This is a genomic window from Kordiimonas pumila (assembly GCF_015240255.1).
Lineage (GTDB): Bacteria > Pseudomonadota > Alphaproteobacteria > Sphingomonadales > Kordiimonadaceae > Kordiimonas > Kordiimonas pumila.
In genome coordinates this window covers 1,718,169-1,737,418 of record NZ_CP061205.1, presented here as the reverse complement: position 1 = coordinate 1,737,418, position 19,250 = coordinate 1,718,169, and the positions used below count along the sequence as shown (strand labels likewise).

The 19,250-nt window shown below is 46.8% G+C and carries 17 protein-coding genes; 4 read left to right on the top strand and 13 right to left on the bottom strand.

Annotation, left to right across the window (positions count from 1 at the left end; translation table 11 throughout):
- Positions 1–41: 41 nt before the first annotated feature.
- From ICL80_RS07385 to ICL80_RS07375, 3 genes are read left to right on the top strand one after another with little or no spacing between them, the layout of a single operon-like run.
- Positions 42–1,406: a cytochrome P450 gene (locus ICL80_RS07385; protein WP_194215450.1), complete on the top strand. Its 1,365-nt coding sequence runs from the start codon at positions 42–44 to the stop codon at positions 1,404–1,406.
- Positions 1,407–3,017, top strand: a complete 1,611-nt coding sequence (locus tag ICL80_RS07380) for a GMC family oxidoreductase (RefSeq protein ID WP_194215449.1) — start codon at positions 1,407–1,409, stop codon at positions 3,015–3,017.
- A 4-nt stretch (positions 3,018–3,021) separates the two neighbouring features.
- Positions 3,022–3,399 (top strand): DUF423 domain-containing protein, encoded by a 378-nt coding sequence (locus ICL80_RS07375; protein WP_194215448.1) that lies wholly within the window; start codon positions 3,022–3,024, stop codon positions 3,397–3,399.
- On the opposite strand, the gene ICL80_RS07370 is transcribed toward ICL80_RS07375, so the two are convergent.
- Genes ICL80_RS07370 through ICL80_RS07360 form a run of 3 tightly spaced genes read right to left on the bottom strand, consistent with a single transcriptional unit; the run spans position 3,396 to position 5,776 of the window.
- Entirely contained in the window at positions 3,396–4,760 is a 1,365-nt protein-coding gene (locus ICL80_RS07370; protein WP_194215447.1) for an ATP-binding protein, read from the bottom strand. The two genes, ICL80_RS07375 and ICL80_RS07370, sit on opposite strands and share 4 nt — an antisense overlap.
- Complete coding sequence (locus ICL80_RS07365; protein ID WP_194215446.1) at positions 4,760–5,428, bottom strand: response regulator transcription factor; 669 nt, start codon at positions 5,426–5,428, stop codon at positions 4,760–4,762. Before ICL80_RS07365 ends, ICL80_RS07370 begins: the two co-directional genes overlap by 1 nt.
- 30 nt (positions 5,429–5,458) lie before the next feature.
- Positions 5,459–5,776 (bottom strand): PepSY domain-containing protein, encoded by a 318-nt coding sequence (locus ICL80_RS07360; RefSeq protein WP_194215445.1) that lies wholly within the window; start codon positions 5,774–5,776, stop codon positions 5,459–5,461.
- A gap of 186 nt (positions 5,777–5,962) precedes the next feature.
- On the opposite strand from ICL80_RS07360, the gene ICL80_RS07355 reads away from it, so the two are divergent.
- Positions 5,963–7,084, top strand: coding sequence for a glycosyltransferase family 4 protein (locus tag ICL80_RS07355; protein ID WP_194215444.1), 1,122 nt, complete (start codon positions 5,963–5,965; stop codon positions 7,082–7,084).
- Here the strand turns inward: ICL80_RS07355 and ICL80_RS07350 are convergent.
- The 10 genes from ICL80_RS07350 to ICL80_RS07305 form a co-directional block, all read right to left on the bottom strand.
- The gene (locus ICL80_RS07350) at positions 7,081–8,079 is read right to left on the bottom strand and encodes an aminoglycoside phosphotransferase family protein (protein ID WP_194215443.1); all 999 of its coding nucleotides are present in this window, start codon (positions 8,077–8,079) and stop codon (positions 7,081–7,083) included. The two genes, ICL80_RS07355 and ICL80_RS07350, sit on opposite strands and share 4 nt — an antisense overlap.
- 2 nt (positions 8,080–8,081) lie before the next feature.
- On the bottom strand, positions 8,082–9,305 hold the full coding sequence (locus ICL80_RS07345; protein ID WP_194215442.1) for an MFS transporter: 1,224 nt from the start codon (positions 9,303–9,305) through the stop codon (positions 8,082–8,084).
- Between the two features lie 99 nt (positions 9,306–9,404).
- Positions 9,405–10,163 carry an enoyl-CoA hydratase-related protein gene (locus ICL80_RS07340; protein WP_194215441.1) on the bottom strand — a complete coding sequence of 253 codons (759 nt, stop codon included), beginning with the start codon at positions 10,161–10,163 and terminating at the stop codon, positions 9,405–9,407.
- A 107-nt stretch (positions 10,164–10,270) separates the two neighbouring features.
- On the bottom strand, positions 10,271–10,933 hold the full coding sequence (locus ICL80_RS07335; protein WP_194215440.1) for a tRNA (guanine(46)-N(7))-methyltransferase TrmB: 663 nt from the start codon (positions 10,931–10,933) through the stop codon (positions 10,271–10,273).
- Between the two features lie 73 nt (positions 10,934–11,006).
- Complete coding sequence (locus ICL80_RS07330; protein ID WP_194215439.1) at positions 11,007–11,780, bottom strand: outer membrane protein OmpK; 774 nt, start codon at positions 11,778–11,780, stop codon at positions 11,007–11,009.
- Between the two features lie 139 nt (positions 11,781–11,919).
- The gene (locus ICL80_RS07325; protein ID WP_194215438.1) at positions 11,920–13,908 is read right to left on the bottom strand and encodes a hybrid sensor histidine kinase/response regulator; all 1,989 of its coding nucleotides are present in this window, start codon (positions 13,906–13,908) and stop codon (positions 11,920–11,922) included.
- A gap of 124 nt (positions 13,909–14,032) precedes the next feature.
- On the bottom strand, positions 14,033–15,283 hold the full coding sequence (locus ICL80_RS07320; protein ID WP_194215437.1) for an MFS transporter: 1,251 nt from the start codon (positions 15,281–15,283) through the stop codon (positions 14,033–14,035).
- A 201-nt stretch (positions 15,284–15,484) separates the two neighbouring features.
- Positions 15,485–16,114, bottom strand: coding sequence for a peptidylprolyl isomerase (locus ICL80_RS07315; RefSeq protein ID WP_194215436.1), 630 nt, complete (start codon positions 16,112–16,114; stop codon positions 15,485–15,487).
- A 27-nt stretch (positions 16,115–16,141) separates the two neighbouring features.
- A complete protein-coding gene (locus tag ICL80_RS07310; protein WP_194215435.1) occupies positions 16,142–17,701 on the bottom strand; it encodes an N-acyl-D-amino-acid deacylase family protein in 1,560 nt (519 codons plus the stop codon).
- A gap of 182 nt (positions 17,702–17,883) precedes the next feature.
- Positions 17,884–19,176 (bottom strand): amidohydrolase family protein, encoded by a 1,293-nt coding sequence (locus tag ICL80_RS07305; RefSeq protein ID WP_194215434.1) that lies wholly within the window; start codon positions 19,174–19,176, stop codon positions 17,884–17,886.
- Between the last annotated feature and the right edge of the window lie 74 nt (positions 19,177–19,250).

Below are 19,250 nucleotides of genomic sequence, written 5' to 3'. Positions count from 1 at the left end.
GCTATTAAGCCTTTGTTTTACTTCAAGAAGGAACCAAAGAAATGCCTTCACCCAACACAGAATCACAGGTGGGAAAACAGCGCCCCGCCAGTATAATGGATATTCCGGGGGAAAGCGGCCTACCTTTCTTTGGCAATACGCTAAAGCTTCTAAAGGATCCTGCAGCTTACGGCAAGGAAATGCAGGATAAATACGGCTTAGTTTACCGTAATAATGTATTTTTCAATAATAGTATCAATATGATAGGCCCTGATGCGAATGAATTTGTCTTGATGGACAAAGGCAAAAATTTCTCCAGTGAAATGGGCTGGGCGCCCTATCTTGCCAAGCTATTCCCCCGTGGTTTAATGCTCATGGACTTTGACGAACACAAAGCTCACCGCCATGTTATGGGGGCTGCCTTTAAAACCGGGCCAATGAAAGGCTATCTTGAACGCCTGAACGATGCCATGCCAGAGCGCATAAGCGATTGGGGTAAAAAGAAAAATTTCGCATTCTACCCTGCCATCAAACAGCTTTCCCTTGATATGGCGACCACGGTTTTTCTGGGGCTTGAACCCGGAGATGAAAGCGCCAAAGTGAACGAAGCCCTCACGAATATGGTGGCCGCAGCCGTGGGTATTGTGCGTATTCCCATCCCAGGCACCCTCATGTGGAAAGGTGTAAAAAGCCGCAAATTCATGATCAAATACCTTGGTGATCAGATAGAAAAACGGCGGAAAACGGCAGGTACAGATATTTTCACACAGCTTTGCCAAGCCACAGATGAAAACGGAAAACATTTTACGGACCGTGAAATTATTGACCATATGAATTTTCTGTGGATGGCCGCCCACGACACTGTCACCAGTTCCGTTACCACACTTGTTTACGAACTGGGCAGGCATCCCGAATGGCAGCAAAAATTACGAAATGAAATCAATGAACTAGGCCTAAATGATGGCAAGCTGCCGTACGAACTAATGGGGAAACTGGAACTCACAGAGTTTGCTTTTAAAGAAGCCCTTCGTATTAACCCGCCAGTGCCCGCCATGCCGCGCAAAACGGTACGTGATGTAGAATTTCAGGGCCACCGCATTCCGGCAGGCACTAACATTGGCATCAGTACGGTTGCCACGCACCGCCTTGAATCTGTTTGGGAAAATGCCAAAGAGTTTGACCCAATGCGGTTTTCGCCAGAAGGTGGCGCGAAAGAGCGCCACAAGTTTGCATGGGTTCCCTTTGGCGGCGGTGCCCATATGTGCCTTGGCCTTCACTTTGCTTACATGCAGGCAAAGGTTATCATGACACACCTTTTACCAAACTATGAAATTGTGTTGCCACAAGGGTATGAAACCAAGTTCCAGATTTTACCGCTGATCAAGCCCGTAGATGGCCTACCCATTACGTTAAAAGAAATTTCGTAAATGAACACAAAGATTTATGATTACATAATCATCGGTGCAGGGTCGGCAGGATGCGCACTTGCCGCCCGCCTGAGTGAAAACAGATCGGTAAGTGTTTTACTGCTTGAAGCTGGGGACCGCGATACCTCGCTCAACATTTCCATGCCCGGCATGATCATAAATGTTGTACCCCCCAACAAACTTAACTGGAGCTATTGGACAGTACCGCAAAAACACCTACAGGGCCGAAGCCTGTATTGGCCGCGCGGCAAAGTACTGGGCGGATCATCTGCTATTAACGGCCTGCTATACGTGCGCGGTAATAGCCGAGACTATGATGAATGGGCCCAGATGGGCTGTACCGGCTGGTCCTTTGATGAACTACTGCCATACTTTAAAAAGTCTGAAGGTAGCGATAGAGAAAATGACGCCTTTCATAATTCAGATGGGCCGTTAAAAACCAGCCAGCACACTTCTGCAAGCCCTTTGAATATAGCTTTTCTTAAGGCCGCTAAAGAGATGGGCTTGCCCTACACGGATGATTTTAATGGCCCGACCCAAGAAGGTGTTGGCTGGTATGATCAGACCATCAAAAAGGGCCGCCGCCAAAGTGCTGCCAAAGCTTATATACACCCTGCAGCTAACAGGAAAAACCTTACTGTTATAACAGGTGCGCACGTACAGCGTATGTTACTTCAGGGCCGTAAAGTAACAGGGGTGGAGGTTTTCAGAAACAATCAAACCGAAACTTGGCAGGCCGGCAGGGAAATTATCTTATGCGGCGGCGCTGTTAATAGCCCGCAGGTTCTACAATTGTCAGGTATTGGTGACCCCGTTGATATTCAGAACGTCGGCTTACCCGTTCTTCATGAATTACCGGGTGTCGGGAAAAACCTACAGGACCACCTGGACCTAACCCTTTATGCCCACTTAAATGCCCCCCTTTCTGTGATAAAATATAATGCACCGCTCAAAGCTTTTACCGAACTCGCGAAATGGTTTATGAAAAAACCGGGTGTTATATCAGATTGTATCACACCCGTTGGCGGCTTTTTGAAAACAGACAAAGCACTGGAACGCCCTGACATTCAGCTTCATATTATGCTGGCAATGGCGAACAAACCACATGGTTTATCGCGCCCCAAGGAACATGGGTTTGGCATTCACATTTGCCAGTTGCGGCCTCACAGCCGTGGTACGATTAGCCTTAACAGCTGCGACCCCCGTGCCCCTGCACGCATTGACCCCAACTATCTTTCTGCGCCGGAAGACATAAATGTTATGCGGCGCGGTGCCAAAATGGTGCGTGCGCTTATGCGCCAAAACAGCCTTAACGCCATAATAGAGAAGGAAAAGTCACCTTGGGATGAAATAGCCCCAGATGACGATAGCGCAGTTAATGAGGCTATTCGCGCACAGGCTGAGACAATTTACCACCCCGTTGGAACTTGCTCAATGGGGCCAGCACATAGTAAAAGCAGTGTTGTAGACCCAAACCTGAAAGTGATTGGCATTGAAGGGCTACGAATTGCAGATGCGTCTGTGATGCCGCGCCTTATAGGCGGCAATACAAATGCATCAACTATTATGATCGCTGAAAAATGCGCAGATATGATAAAGGCAGGACAATAACGGGATGAAAGCACCCTCTATTATAGCAGTTGCTGGCGTTAGCGGATTTCTGGCTACAGTACTTGCAGCATCAGGCAGCCATAGCTTTAACCTGACCGGTGCTGAGGCTGGCTTCTTTCAGCAAGCCAATGAATTTCATTTTTATCACACCTTTGCCCTTGTAGCCACCGCCGTACTAGCAAAATGGGGCAAGGAACGAACGGCAACAACCGCAGCTCTCATGTTTATTGCAGGGATTTTATGTTTTTCCGGTAGCCTTTATATACGTGCCATTATGGGACCGGGCAGCTTGGGTAGCTTTCACTGGGTAACACCGGTCGGCGGCATGCTTTTAATGGTCGGGTGGCTAGCAATGGCCATTGGTTCCACAAGAAACACCTAGGCTACTTTTGCGGGCAACCGAATAATCGCCGTTAGCCCACCAAGAGCAGACCGGTCCAAATGTGCTGAACCGCCGTACATTTCGACAATATCCCGCACGATGGAAAGCCCAAGCCCTGTGCCCGGCACACGCTCATCAAGCCGCCTGCCCCGTTCAAAAAGCGTTTCCAGTTCACCAACAGGCACCCCCGGCCCATCATCCTCTACCCTGATTTCCAAAAAGGCCCGGCGGTTATCTTCTACGCTTATGGCCTTCACCACAACATGTGCCTTTGCCCACTTGCCCGCATTATCAATCAGATTACCCAGCACTTCGTCAAAGTCTTGTTTTTCCCCGTCAAATTTAAGGTTTTTGGGGCACGTCAAGTCGTAGGTTATGCCCTTGTCACGGGTCATAATTTCCACAGCCCGAACAAGCTTTTGCAGCCTCTCTGCTATTGGCAACCCCTTGCCTGAGCCTCCCCCCGCAATACGGGCGCGTTTCAAATGGTGGTCAATGTGATCGAGAATGAGTTTTGATTGTTCAGCAATCCGGCGGGAACGCTCATCGCCCTTGCCTTCAACATCGTTCTGGATAACAGAAAGGGGGGTTTTAAGGGCATGCGCCAAATTGCCTACATGGGTTCTGGCGCGGTCCACGAGCTGTTCGTTCTGGTCAAGAAGCGCATTTATTTCCTGCGCAAGCGGCTTTAGATCATGCGGCCAACTTCCTACAATTCGGCTTTCTTTACCCGCCCGGATTTCAGCAAGGCTCCGCCCGATTTTTCGAAGCGGCCTAAGGCCGTAGCTTACCTGCAAAACCAGCGCTAATGTTACGGTAAGCATAATAAGGCCAAGCGCCCCAACCAGCATCCAGTTAAACCGGTCGATCGCAGATTGAACCTCAACCATATCTGTTGCTACCTGATAGTGAAACAGCCTGTCTGCTTCAGGCAGAATAATGTCACGCTCCGCCATTCTGAGGCGCTGCCCGTCTGGGCCTTCAGCCTCAATAAAGTGAATAGAGAAGGAGCGATGTTCAAGATCATTATCCAGCTCATAGTCCCATAATGAACGCGAGCGAAAGGCATCTTGCCCCTCTTCTGAAATTTGCCAATAAAGCCCGGAATACGGCGTGGTAAAACGCTGGTCAAAAAGGGGCCGATTAAACCGCAAAACCCCATCAGAGGATATTTCACTAATACCAACCATGGTATCAATCAGCATTGATAAGCGCTGATCAACATCCGAGAGCACATAACTACGAAACACAAAAGAAAGGGCAAGGCCACCAATAGCAAGTGCTGCCAATGACCACAGAATTGCAGACACCAGCAAACGCCCCGTGAGCGTGCTGAAAAATTGCCAAGCCCCCGGCTTCACTAGGCTTCCTCGTCCGCTTCCAGCCTATAGCCAAGGCCGCGCACAGTGCCAATGATATTAACGCCCATTTTTTTGCGTATCCGGTTTACAAACACTTCAATGGTGTTTGAATCCCTATCAAAATCCTGATCGTAAATATGCTCGGTTAGTTCTGTTCTGGAAATCACTTTGCCTTCATGGTGCATCAGGTACGATAACAGCTTAAATTCCTGCGCTGTTAGCTTTATTGACCTACCAGAAACTGTAACCTTGCCGTTTCGGGTATCAAGCAAAACCGGGCCACATTCAAGCGTAGGGTTCGACTGACCCGCAGACCGGCGGATAAGAGCGCGCAGGCGAGCAAGCAGCTCTTCAACAATGAAAGGTTTTGTCAGATAGTCGTCTGCGCCAGCATCAAGCCCCTCTACCTTATCGGTCCAGCTATCGCGAGCAGTAAGCAACAGTACAGGCATTTTTTTGCCGTCAGCACGCCACCGCTTTAAAACACTTTTCCCGTCCATAACCGGGAGGCCCAAGTCAAGGACCACTGCGTCATAAGGTTCTGTATCACCAAGAAAGTGGCCATCTTCACCGTCGTGCGAGACATCAACAGCATAGCCTACATCAAGCAAGCTTTCTTTAATCTGGCTTGCCAGTGCCTCATCATCTTCAACGATTAAAACACGCATAATAGTACCCTTTTCCCTCGAATATCGCTGTTATCTTGTTAACAATATGGCACCAGTGGCAGCGTCTACAATGGCCACCATAACCTTGCCGTTATCACGCCTGACACGCAGGTCATATTGCCACCCCTTATTGGTACGCCGAAGGTTAGACCCCACAACCTGCCCCCCCAGTTGTTTTTCTACTTTTTTCTTGATTTTGGCATAGGGTAAAATGTCACCGTTTTTGAGTGCTTTAAGCGCGGCATCCTGATCATCAAAGGCAAAAACAGGCATGGAGGTTCCTGCCCCCGCTATTAAAAGAGCAAAAGCCACCATTCCCATACGCAAAAAATTACTAATTGTTTTCATACCCTAACCTTCGCACAGTTGCACTGAACCGCCGATGAACCACAACACACACCCCACATTAACCGGCCAACTCGGTCATAGCCAGAAAACTGCACTATTCGTTTGTTCCTGTAAATGATACTTGTATTACTCTAGCCAGTATTTCAGAATTGTAAAAACAGAAACACAAATATAAAGCAGCAAATAGTGACCAAAAACAGCCCACGAATTTTGCATATTTTTTCCTCCCTTGAACTGGGTGGAACACAGCGGCGTTTTGTCGACTATATAAAAGGCTCAGAGGCTGGCTTTACACATCTGGTTTACGCCATGGATGGCCGCTATGACGCCCTAAAACTTTTGCCCGGTGTCGAACCTCTTTTCAATACACAAACCGTTATTAAAAAGGGGCAAACCCTTAAAGCGGTAAAGGCCTGCCGTAAAATATTAAAAGACCTGCGACCAGACCTGCTTATAAGCTATAACTGGGGCGCGATTGAATGGATTTTAGCCAACAGCTTGTTCTCCGTATGTCCCATGGTGCATGTGCAAGATGGCTTTGCGGAAGACGAGCAGTCTGCTGAACTTTCAAGCCGTCGTTTCCTCCGTTCCTTTGCCTACAGGTTTTGTAATAAAACTATCGTGCCATCAAAAACACTGGAAACACTTGCCCGCAAAAGTTGGCATATCAAGAAGAATAAACTGGCCTTTATTCCAAATGGTGTTGACCTGAAACGGTTTGACGGAGCAACCGACCCCGAGATGTTGGCGCGCTTTGGCATAACAGACGCTGATAAAATTATTGGCACTGTAGCGGGCCTCAGGCCTGAGAAAAACATAGGCCGCCTGATAGAGGCCTTTAGCCTTGTGGAAGATAGCGAGCCCACCGCCAAACTGGTTATTGTAGGTGATGGTGTAGGCGTTGCCGCCCTTAAGATGCTGGCTCAGCGGGTTTGTTCTGCTGGCAGGGTTATCTTTACTGGCAACATTTCAAACCCTGAAAAAATCATCCCTGCATTCAATATTTTTGCGCTTTCATCTGATACAGAACAGATGCCGCTTTCCGTTATTGAAGCCATGGCCTGCAGCCTGCCTGTTGTCAGCACTGATGTAGGTGACATACGCCTGATGGTAACAGATGAAAATGCAGCTTATATTTCAGGCCGCGAGGCACAGCCGCTTGCCAGTAATCTTGCCCATTTGCTTGCGCACCCGCAAGAGGCACAAAAAATTGGCGCTGCGAACAGGGAAAAGGCTTTCCGTAACTACGCACTTGATCGCATGATTACACAGTATGATACTCTCTATAAAAGCATCCTTAAAGCCTAAGGCTTTAATACAGTTTTCTTGGCAAAGTCTGGCGCTATATCAGCCAAAACTGTGCGAACCGGCAACATTTCCGCACGCGCAAGACACCTATTCAAAAGATGGAGCACACGGGGAATATGCTTTAAGTATGTATGCTTACCGTCACGGCGGCTAAGCCGCACAAAAATACCTGCAACTTTTGCATGTCGCTGCGCCCCCAGAATATCCATATCCCGCAAAAAAGGGCTACGCGGAATATCAGGGCACCCTGCAAAGAAACGCTCTAGCGCCGCCTCTCTGATCGTATCCGGCACATCAAGGCGTGCATCTTCAAGCAGCGATACCAGGTCATATGCTTTAGACCCAATCAGAGCATCTTGGAAATCCAGAAGACCGCAGGCTGAAATACCTTTTGCCGCTTTTATGATCATCAGATTATCAACATGATAATCCCGCAGAACAAGCGAAGACCTATCTGACGCCAAAGGGGCAAGCACAGCCTGCCAAGCCTCTTGCCAGCGAGTCTGCTCAGCGGCTGTCACCTCGCGGCCATACACTGCTGGTATAAACCACTCCGTAAAAAGGTTCACTTCCCGCAGGTAAACCGCCATATCATATGGTGGCACATCCAGATCAGCGCCGCCGCCCATAGCATGTAAATGCACCAACACATCAACAGCCTGCATATAAAGCGGCATAGCAGCATGACCCGTGGCTAATAACTGGGTAAAGGTATCTGTGCCAAAGTCTTCTATAAGGGCAAAACCGCGTTTTATGTCCGAGGCATAAACACGGGGTGCCCGCAGGCCAAGCCGCTCTAGGTGTGCCTGTACAGTTAGATATGCGCTTAAATTTTCGTGTTCGGGCGGCGCATCCATTAACAGGCATTTTTCTGTGCCCATCTGCAAGCGGCTATATGTTCTGAAGGATGCATCACTTGGCAAGGGGTGAATATCGGCCTCCCCCCAGCCGCTTTCAGTTGCAAAAATATGTTGTTGTTCTAGTCTCGCGATCATGTCTATTCAGCCGCCATTGGTGTTGCAGCATGCATAAAAGCCACCTCGCGGCCGGGTTCTGGCTGGCGCGGAACAAAAAGCGCCAAAAGGAGAGAGATAAACGCCATAATAGCTCCCGCAACAAAAACCAGTGCTGGCGACTTGGTCCACAGATAAGCCCCAAAAAGCCACGGAATAAGAACCGCAGCAATGTGGTTAATAGAAAAGCTAACACTACTGGTAGATGCTATATCGCGGGGATCAGCAATTTTTTGTAAATAGCTTTTCTGGGCAATAGCAAAGGCAAAAAACACATGATCGAGCACATAAAGGCATGATGCAACCACAACACTTTCTGTATAAGCGTATCCCAAGAACACAGCGATCAAGCCAATATACTCAATCACAAGAGCATTGCGTTCACCAAAGCGAATTATCCAGCGCCCTAAAAGCGGTGCAAAAAAGCTGGTAGCAAGGTGGTTGACTAGATAAAGCGCACTTACTTCAGCTGCGGTAAAGTTAAACTTGGTAACCAGCAGAAAGCCTGCAAAAACCACAAAAATCTGGCGTCTCGCACCCCCCATAAAGGTAAGGGCATAATATAGCCAGTACCGCTTGCGCAGCACAGGCTTGCGTATCTGCGGTTCGCCGTGCTCAAATTTTGGGAAGGCAAGCCATATAAAAACGGCAAGACCAACCGTCACACCGCCGCCAATGGCAAAAAGCCATGCGTATTGCACACCAGCAAGTTCAAGACATAACCAGATAAAGCCATAAGCAACAATGGATGAGATTGATTTTGCTGTCATTTGCAGCCCCATGACACGCGGGGCCGTTGCTTTCGGTATCCACTGCAAAGAAAGCGACATCTGTGCCGTTTCATAATAATGAAAGCCAATCGACATTAAAACCGTTGTGAAATACAAGCCGTAAACACTGGGGAAAAACCCAGTTACAGCAACGCCCAAGCCTAAAACAGCAAGCGACAAGATCGCAAAATGCTGCTCTCTAAGAGCCAGCAGTATAAAAACCGCCGTGAAGGATAAAAAGCCGGGAATTTCTCTCAGACTTTGCAAGATACCTATCTCACGCCCGGTAAAGCCCGCTGCCTCTACGGCAAAATTATTCAATAATGCCGACCAGATAGAATACGCAAAAGGAGCACCCCCAGCCATTAAAATAAGGCACATTTCAGGGCTTATCCAATGAGGTCTAGCGGCTAGCCCGGCGTTTTTATCATTTGTCATACATTTATCCACCAGAGCAAATACTGTATTTTTGCATACAGGATAGCTCTAGCAGCTTCAAGCTGGCGGGTATAATATTATATTGAAATACTACCTGGTTTATTGAAAATCAGGAGCCCGCTTTTGCAGGAAAGCCGTAACCGCTTCCGCAAATTCCGCTGATTTCAATTGATCAGAAAAATACCTACTTTCTTCCTGCATGCGTGCCTCGATAACACTTTTATCACCGCGCATGAGGCGCTTGGCGGTTTGTACAGATTTTGGTGCTTTTTTCGATAAAGCCAGCGCAGCCTTATAAGCAACTGCCTCTAGCTTTTCTGGAGCACATACAGTATTTGCAAGGCCCCATGCGCATGCTTCCTCTGCGGATACACGCTTTCCTAGCATAAAGACTTCTGCTGAACGGACATGCCCAATTCTTGCTGGTAACAACAGCGATGACGCCGCTTCCGGCACAAGTGCCAAATCGACAAACGGGGCCTGCAACTCAGCACCCTTAGCCATATAAACCAGATCGCAGTGCAACAGCATGGTAAGGCCAACCCCAACCGCAATACCGTTTACGGCTGCGATAATTGGCTTTTCAGAGATCAATAATTCGTTCAAAAACCGCAATACAGGCTGTGCACCCTCCAAACCACCTGCTTTTTGAAAATCGATTAAGTCATTCCCGGCAGTGAAGGCATCCCCGTTCGCTTGAAAAACAATAACGCGGGTATTTTCATCTTCCCGTGCAGCAGCTAAAGCATCTGCGATTGCCGTATACATTGCATGTGTCAGAGCGTTTTTTTTATCTGGCCGGTTTAATGTAATGACCAGAATACGATCCTTGGTTTCCGTTTTAATCAAGTCTGTCATAACACATTTCCCCATTTCACATATTTTCATTCACTATGAAGTATATTGATTACAGCACACGACAAGCAAAATTGCTTTCAAAGAGCCATTCTTTGAAAATGACACCCTTAATTTGAGAGAAATGCTTCAAGACGCCACAGCATCTGGCCACTCTCATGATATTTTTTCTCAAACGGCGTCAGATACAAACCATCAGGGTTATAAAGGGTAAGCGTGCTATTATACCCCGCAACGGTAAGGGCTATTTGAAACTCTTCCAGATACAGTTTCCAGTTTGAGCGCATTTCAAAGTGCCCCCCAAGGCCAATAATAGATGGAAACACAGGCGCGCCGTGCCAGCGCCGCCCTAAATGAACCGACTTTGGCCAAGGGTTAGGATACAGGATATAATGCCGAGCAGGCTTCCAGCCTGCCTTATGTGCTAGCCGGTAAAAATCGTTCAGATCAGCCCGTACCAGTATAAGGTTCTCAGGAGGCAGGCCGTCACGCTCGCGGCTTAGCCTATGGTTGGATTTATCAATACCAATAACCAAATGATCAGGATAATTCGTCGCTAAGTGCCGGCTGCTATCGCCCACACCGCAGCAGGCATCCAGTATCAGGCTGCGGCTATCACCCGCCAACTGTTGTTCAAGTGTATCAAAAACAACCTGCGTATGGTCTGCAATCGGTTTTTGAAAAGTATGAGCCAAATGCTTTTTGACAGTTTCCACCAACCTGTCATGCGGGCCTGACTGGTTACTCTCAATATTTCGGGAATTCTGTTTCATAGAAAACAACACAACCTAGTGACAAACCAGCCCCGTTATAAAGGCAGCCGCGCCAGCAGCAACAAACTTTTCGTCAAAAAGTGGCCTTTAACAACAAACTGGCTGCAAGTTGGTTTGTTTCCATAGTTTCGCTATCTCTCACACCAAACTGATTTCGCCAAATATCAATTTCCGTTCCCAGATAAAACCTTCCGGGCGCACCCCATGTTGCCCCCATATCCCACTTTACCTGCGGTACAAGATGCAGGTTTGGAACTGCAGACCCAAGGCCAAACTCATAATCTAAAAAACCATCAAGCAGGAATTTTTGCGCCCCCACAGTAAAAGGCCGCGCCCATGAAATGGTAATTTGCATGTCATCTGCGCCAACATCAAAACTGCCTTTATGGTGGGCATACAAATTTGTTTTGAAATATTTAAAACCACTAATATTGAGATCAACTGCCGCGCCTATAAGCAGCGCCTCAACGCCGTTTTTACCGCGTTCCCACGTTGTGGAAACAAGAACATCCTTTACCAAACCATTGCCAAATTTCAACCCAGCAAGCTTGCCAAGACTGAACCGGGGGGAAACCTCCCCGTACCAACTACTATCCTGATTAGGGTTAGAATGAAATTCGAGCACATCCAAAAAGCCATACACATCACCCCATGCCCAACCACTAGCATGTTCAAGCGTGAGCGTAGACACTTTATCGCCCGGTAATTTGAAACCTTGCCCGGTTAAAAGGCTGATACTGTTATTAGCAAATAGCAGAAATTTATCATCGGCACGGACAGAAGATGACAAAGTCACCGTAATCCAGAGAACAGTAATGATGCACAGCCTATACCGTATAGAGCTCATGATAACGCCTCCTCTAGACTATCGGGTTTGACACAAGGCCGCGCAGCACTCATCCTTATCCAGAATAAAATTAAATGCTGTAAACAATTGATATCATTTACATCTTAGCAAATTACTAACGAAGCAAAAAAGAAGAGGTTTACCTGTTTCTTGAGGCCATAAAATCTGCCAAAATCACGAACAGTTCAGACATTTTCATGGGCTTTGAAAGGATTTTCGTAAAGCCATTTTCATAATAGGACTGCACATCATCACTAATAACATTCGCGGTTAAGGCAATAATAGGAATGTGAGGATCCTGATGCCGAATAAGTTGCGTTGCCGTCATACCGTCCATTGCTGGCATTTGAATGTCCATAAAGATTATGTCAGGCTTTGCATCTTCAAATATATCCAGAGCTTCCTTACCGTTCACAGCCCTTAGAATAGTTGCCTCAGTTTTTGCCATCATCCGCTGAAACAGAATAGCATTGAGGTCTACATCTTCTGCCAGCAAAATGACAACGCCTTTCATAGACGGTAATGAGCTACCATTAAAAGTAATCGCTACTTCTTCATTTGTGTCATTAGCTTTTTCGAGAGGTACAGAAACAGTAAAGACAGAGCCTTCCCCAGCCTTACTCCTAACAGAGATAGTGCCCCCCATCATCTCAACAAGCGTTTTGGTAATGAATAACCCTAATCCTGTACCACCAAATCTACGATTTACAGATGTGTCAGCCTGCGAGAAGGATTTAAAAATCCTACTAAGCTCAACGTCATTCATTCCAATACCAGTATCTGTTACATCGCACTCCAAAAAGTAGGCATCATCTCTTACTATCGAGGTGAATTTTAGTGAAACATGCCCATGTTCCGTAAACTTAACCGCGTTGCTTGCTAAATTTAACAATATCTGACCAAGTCTGGTTTGGTCCCCCACCCAGTACTGATAAATTTCTGCTACACCAACAACTTCAAAACCAACATTCTTTGCCTGCGCAAGAGGGGTGATATTACGGCGCACATATTCCACGACATCACGCAATTTAAACGGCGCAGTTTCCAGCTTTAACTGCTGTGCTTCAATTTTTGAGAAATCCAGGATATCATTAATAACATTCAGTAGGTTTTCTGCAGAGTATTTTGCCGTCTCAACCAGATACTTCTGATCAGCAGTTAGTGTCTCATCCTGCAATAACTGAATAACACCGATCACACCGTTCATCGGGGTGCGTATTTCATGAGACATATGCGCTAAAAAGCGAGATTTGGCTGTATTGGCCTGTTCCGCAATCTGCTTTTCTTTAACCAGCCGCTTATCATAAACCAACTGCCGCTGTATAACGAGAATAGTTAACGCGCACAAAACAGCAATCGTTAGAATAAGGGCAAAATGAAACACTGTGTAAGAAGGTGGGTTCACTAATCGAGCAGCAATATACCAGCTACCGTAAGGCAATGCCACTCTTGCATTCACGGACACAGGGTCATCAAAAACAGCCTGCTCCCCCAGAATGATTTCGCCGGCTTCGCCCGCAGCATCTTTACCTCGGATGGCGATATCCAACCCTTTTGCAGCGTCTGTAACACTTGCGAATAAATCATCAGAATTTATCACAACAGAAACAACACCCCATATAGTACCATCATCAGTCAACACTACAGGCTGCCTTGCAATAAGGCCTGAACCACCCTGAACAAGTGTCAAGGGGCCTGCTAGAACGATGGTGTCTTCGTCGACGGCTTTTTGCACGGCCTCATATTGTTTGGCTGACGTTTTATAGGAAAATCCAAGTGCTTTTTCATTACCTTCAAGGGGGTAAATATGGCTAATGACCATATCCTTTGCTGCACCTATATTCCTGATATGGTTTTTCTGAATTAAAAGTTGCTGCGCAAAATGTGAAAACTCTATTTGGTCCAGTTGGGGGTGAACTGCAATATAAGATTTCATGCTAGCCGTAAGAGCTAGGTCTTGCGCCAGCTCCCGCTCTAAAGCACCCCGGTATTGAGCAAGGCTATCTGTTGCCTTTGCAAGGGTTTCCTGCTTTTCAGCCTCAAAAAGCCCATACGTTATACTAAGGCCAATAATCCCGAAAAAGGAAAAGACAAAAAAGGCGCGTTTAGCAAAATTTACAGTTTTCACCCGCATGCTCTCAGCTACAGTCGACCTTACCAATAACCACTCACCTTAACCGCACCCCATAATAGTATGATATAAGTCGCAGATATTAACAAAGCATTATATACTCTATAAAATTAAGCTGCACTTACGCTGATGCTTCATCATCAGCCTCTGCTCTTGGATCAAGTTCAAAAGCAACCGGACTAATACCTTGCGCCAAAACAAAGTCTGTAGAATCGTCGCTAGGCACAACAGATCTTTGCGTCATTCTGTAAATTGTAAACAAGGCTACTATGCCAGAAAATACGGCTAAATATATAAACAGACCGTTTGGCCCTATCCACCCCATTATGGCAGCCGCAATGATCGGCCCTAAAATGGCACCCAACCCGTAAATAAGTAAGAGAGAAGCACTGGCTGGTACAAATTCATGAGGTTCTAAAAAGTCATTTGCATGGGCGATAGCCACACCGTACATCGATAAAAGCATCGCTCCCATTAAAGCACCAAAGGTATATAACCACAATATTCCCTGCAGCACATCAACCCAAACTGCAACGCCCAGTATGGTAGCTGTAATGGTTAATCCCACCAAAACATAGCGCCGGTCCATTCTATCTGAAAGCCGCCCCAGAGGCCACTGCGCCACTGCGCCGCCCGCAACGAGCAAGAACATAAAGATCGCAATCTCAGTTGTCGCCAAACCTTTTGCCTGCGCAAAAACGGCACCGAGAGCGCCGTATGAACCCGATACCAAGCCGGCCCCGCAGCAGCCAACAACCCCCACAGGAGACGTCTTATACAATTTAGCAAGTGACATACGGTGCGGCTCGCTCACCGCCGGTGTTGGCATAGATGTTAAAGCAATAGGAACAAGCGCTATTGAAATAATCACAGAAATCAAGATGAATAGATCGTAGCCTGCTGGTGATGCAAAGATAAGAAAGATCTGCCCCAAGGCGGCTGACATCAACACCACCATAAAATAAACAGCCAGCACCGTACCTCTATTAAGGTTGCTTGATCGTTCATTAAGCCAGCTTTCCGTTACCAAGCTTAATACCGCAAAACAAAAACCCGCGAGTGCCCTGAAAACCAGCCAGCTCACAGGGTCTACAAAAACTGAATGGCAAAGAGCCGCAGCAGATGCCAAAGATGCAAAAGCAGAGAATGTTCTGATATGGCCAACCTTGTTCACTATTTTGGGGGCATAAACGCTGCCTGCAACAAAGCCCGCATAATAGCCTGACATAATGAGGCCAATCAGAATTGCAGGGAAATTCTCAATCCCGGCCCGCACCCCAACAAGCGTCCCTTGAAGGCTCATGCCCATATGAAGGGCACCCGCTCCCGTTAATAGAGCAGATATTCCAATAACAGTGGATCGTAAGGTCATAGGGCCTCGTTACTTTTTGAAAGCTTGATCGTTATGTTCAGGCATAAGGAACACTGGCCCTTGCCAGAATAGCAATATAGTCATTTCCACCATACAATGATGTTCAGAGCCTGCAAGGCCTGTCTGGAAATTTGGTGTATATTTTACGATATACTTAAGCTTGCAAAAGCCTGAAGTCCTGTTTCAGCTACACTGCCTGCTTTACTGTGTGAGCGTTGTGGCGTTTAAAATCAGTAGCGGGTTTTCTAAAATTTGCCCTTTAACATACGCATCATCTATGGAAGCATTGGCGGGTAAAGCCTGAATTGCACGAACAACATCCATACCGATTGTCACCTGCCCAAACACAGCATAACCTTGGCCATCCGGGTTGCGTTTACCACCATAATCAAGAGAGGGCTGATCAGTGACGCAGATAAAGAAAGCTACGGCTGAGCCAGTTCCAACAGTGTCACGCGCCAAAGACACGGCGCCTGCAACATGCTTTAGGCCTGTTAATTCGGTACTTTCATGTGCAACAGAACCAAGCCCTTTGGTTTCATCCAGAAGGCCGCCCTGAATAACCTCAATTTTTGGATTGCCGTTATCATTATCCGCGCGAACCACACGGTAAAAGCCTGCGCCGTTCAAAAGGCCGGTATCAACATATTTCAAAAAATCACCCGCTGATAACGGCGCTTTACCTCGGTAAACCTCTATAACAATAGAGCCAAGCTCGGTTTCGAGCGCTACAGTAACAGGTGGAGCATCTATGTCATGCGCCGCGACAGCGACAGGCGCTATACTACTCCAGCACAACAGAATAAATACCACCTTTACTATTTTCTTCATAAAAAGCCTCGGTATATAGCCTTATTATTAAGGCACATACCTAATAATCTGACCAGGATATTCGCCTGTTGCATTACCTGTATTGTAAACAAGCGTACCATTTACCCAAACATTCTGAATACCAGTAGAAAGCTTTGTGGCTTCAGCGATTGTAGCATTATCAATAATAGTGTCCGCATCAAACAGCACTAGATCAGCTTTATAGCCTTCCTTAATCAAGCCTCGGTCAGTAATACCCATATGGCTTGCAGCAAGCCCTGTCATTTTATGGATAGCCACTTCCAGTGGCATTACATGCTCGTCACGTACAAAGCGCCCCAAAATGCGGGGATATGTGCCGTATCCTCTAGGATGGCCTTCATAAGTGCCATCACTGCATATATTAGTATGAGGCCATAGCATAAGCTTTTTCACATCGTCTGTACGCATACTGCGCCCCATCACACCTTCGGTTTCCATACCGGATTCTGGGTTCGCTTTTTCCCACGCATGCACTTCTTTTAAAAGGGCCATATACGTATCAATAGGGTCTTCGCCGCGCGCTCGTGCAATCTCACCCATGCTTTTGCCAACAAGGGTTGGGGCGGGGGCAAACTGTATCAAGTAATAATCATCAGGTTGCACCAGTTCACTGAGTGCAAATTCAAAATCTGCCCTGTTTTCAAAATCTCTATTCGGCAACAGAACCTCCAAGCTTGAAGCCCAGTAATCATAGGGATAAATATCCGCTGTGACATCAATACCCTCAGCGCGCGCCGCATCCAGCAAGGCAATCATGTCGTCTGCCTTACCCCACAGGCTACGCATGGCAAGCTTGATATGTGACACCTGCACAGGCATGCCGGTTTCGCGGCCAATCTCGATGAGCTCTTCCACCGCAGGCCATATGGCACGGTCTTCACTTCTCATATGGCTAATATAGCGGCCACCAAGGCTTGCAGCAGCTTTAGCCAGTGTCAGTACTTCCCCTGTTGAGGAATATATGCCCGGGTCATATTCAAGCCCAGAGGAAAGCCCCAGTGCCCCTGCAGTTATATCCCTTCTTACAAGGTCTGCCATTTGCTCAATTTCAGCCTGTGTTGCCGGGCGTTTGTTATCATCGCCCATAACCTGCTCACGCACAGTGTTATGCCCAACATAAGAAGCGTAATTCAGGGCAACCGGCGACTTTTCCAAAAAAGCATACATAGATGAAATTGGCACGCTTGAGCTACCATCCTGTCCAACAATGATGGTGGTTATCCCTTGGCTCACCGCAGGCAAAAGTGTTGGGTCTTCTTTCATGGACCAGTCGTGGTGATTATGGGTATCAATAAAGCCTGGAGCCAAAACAAGCCCAGATGCATCAATAATTCGTTCGCCAGCCATAGCGTTCAAATCACCAACAGCAATAATTTGCTCCCCATCAACGCGAACACTTATACGGTGTGCAGCAGAGCCTGTGCCGTCAATAACACTGGCATTCTCTATTAAAAAACTTGTTGGCGTAGGTGCCCTGTCCTGACTTTCGCCACAGGCTGCAAGGCCCAGCAACGCAAAACCATAAATAGAACATATCCTTATGCAGCTTGGTATTATTGATCTCATTTAGCCTACCCCATCCTTTATTCGGTTCACCACTGTTATTTGATACCACAGAGAACCCAAGATAAATGCCTGAAATACGCCTTTATAACCCGTATTACGCCTATAAAAATTAAGGCCTGCAGTGATTTCACCTATAATGAGTTCACTGCAAGCCTCTAAACACAACCATGCTAGTCTATATGTTATTTGGAGATATTATCATCCTTGTAGACTTTCCCGGCCTTCATAACGAATTTGATTTTTTTCATAGCCGAAATATCAGCAAGGGGATTGCCAGAAACAGCAATGATATCTGCAAATTTACCGTCTTTAAGGCTACCAATTTTATCCTGCATATTTAGTACCGTTGCAGCATTAATAGTAGCCGCTTTCAAGGCATCTGTTGGTGTCATGCCCGCTTGTTTTACCAACAATTCAAACTCATCAAGCTGTTTTTCAGGCCCAAACAAGCCCAGATCGGTTCCATATACAATCATCACACCCGTGTTATAAGCATTTTTAGCACCATCAATGGTTTCCTGATAAACATCGCGGCCCGTGGCGGCTTTTATGGCATCCATCCATGATTTAGCTGTTTCATTGGCAATAAGTGTCGGTGTTAGAGCAACTCCGTGCTCTTTCATTAGCTTAACCTCAGCCTCTGCAACAGGGCCGTGTTCGATACTATCTACACCGGCCATAATAATTAGGCGGTTACCTTCAGGCTTTGAGTTTGAGTGCGCAGCAACGGTTCGGTTCAGCTTATGAGCTGTATCAACAATTGCGTTGATTTCATCCTCATACTCGATCGCACCAATATCGTTATCCATAAAACCAAGCCCGGCCATACGCAGCTTTATAACGCCAGCCCCACGGTGAATTTCTTCTCGCACGGCACGGCGGCAGTCAATGGCACCGTCACATGTCCCTCGGTTTTCAAAAAAGTGCTCAGCCTCAGGCTTTACTCCAAAAGAAAAGGCATCGTAATCACCACCCGAGACATTAAACTGCGGCTCTGACGCTAAAATACGCGGCCCTTCAATAATGCCTTGATTAATGGCATCGCGTAGGTCGTATGTGATACTTGCAGGGTCACCAAGATTACGAATTGTTGTAAAACCATTATGTAATACTTGTTGCACCCTTGGCAGGCTGGCAAACACCAGTGGTGGTATCCGCCCTACACCAGCCCTTAAAATGCTAGCCGTTGGATCTATTAGGTTCAAGCTAAGGGTGACATGGGTGTGCATATCAATAAGGCCCGGTAAAACATAAGCACCTTTAAGGTCTACCGTTTTATCGCCCTCAACAAAACCGGGCTTAATCGCTGTAATTTTATCATTTTCTACAATAATGCTGTAGTTTTCTAGAATCGGCTTACCCGGTTCGACAATAATATGTCCTGCATGAATAACCGTCGTTTCGGCAAACACCGCACCCGCCATGCCGAAAAACAGATACGCCACCACAATATTGCAAATTGCTTTCACCTTCATTTTCTATCCTCTCTGAATGTTTTCTATTTTTATATTGTTATTTCAAAATAAAAGAACCATGATTCATTTATTTA

Excerpts from the sequence above, each read along its gene's own strand:
- ICL80_RS07340 (WP_194215441.1), bottom strand. The coding sequence starts at position 10,163 with ATGACAGACTTGATTAAAACGGAAACCAAGGATCGTATTCTGGTCATT.
- ICL80_RS07305 (WP_194215434.1), bottom strand. The coding sequence starts at position 19,176 with ATGAAGGTGAAAGCAATTTGCAATATTGTGGTGGCGTATCTGTTTTTC.
- ICL80_RS07360 (WP_194215445.1), bottom strand. The coding sequence starts at position 5,776 with ATGAAAACAATTAGTAATTTTTTGCGTATGGGAATGGTGGCTTTTGCT.
- ICL80_RS07315 (WP_194215436.1), bottom strand. The coding sequence starts at position 16,114 with ATGAAGAAAATAGTAAAGGTGGTATTTATTCTGTTGTGCTGGAGTAGT.
- ICL80_RS07380 (WP_194215449.1), top strand. The coding sequence starts at position 1,407 with ATGAACACAAAGATTTATGATTACATAATCATCGGTGCAGGGTCGGCA.
- ICL80_RS07345 (WP_194215442.1), bottom strand. The coding sequence starts at position 9,305 with ATGACAAATGATAAAAACGCCGGGCTAGCCGCTAGACCTCATTGGATA.
- ICL80_RS07375 (WP_194215448.1), top strand. The coding sequence starts at position 3,022 with ATGAAAGCACCCTCTATTATAGCAGTTGCTGGCGTTAGCGGATTTCTG.
- ICL80_RS07350 (WP_194215443.1), bottom strand. The coding sequence starts at position 8,079 with ATGATCGCGAGACTAGAACAACAACATATTTTTGCAACTGAAAGCGGC.
- ICL80_RS07335 (WP_194215440.1), bottom strand. The coding sequence starts at position 10,933 with ATGAAACAGAATTCCCGAAATATTGAGAGTAACCAGTCAGGCCCGCAT.
- ICL80_RS07320 (WP_194215437.1), bottom strand. The coding sequence starts at position 15,283 with ATGACCTTACGATCCACTGTTATTGGAATATCTGCTCTATTAACGGGA.
- ICL80_RS07330 (WP_194215439.1), bottom strand. The coding sequence starts at position 11,780 with ATGAGCTCTATACGGTATAGGCTGTGCATCATTACTGTTCTCTGGATT.
- ICL80_RS07310 (WP_194215435.1), bottom strand. The coding sequence starts at position 17,701 with ATGAGATCAATAATACCAAGCTGCATAAGGATATGTTCTATTTATGGT.
- ICL80_RS07365 (WP_194215446.1), bottom strand. The coding sequence starts at position 5,428 with ATGCGTGTTTTAATCGTTGAAGATGATGAGGCACTGGCAAGCCAGATT.
- ICL80_RS07385 (WP_194215450.1), top strand. The coding sequence starts at position 42 with ATGCCTTCACCCAACACAGAATCACAGGTGGGAAAACAGCGCCCCGCC.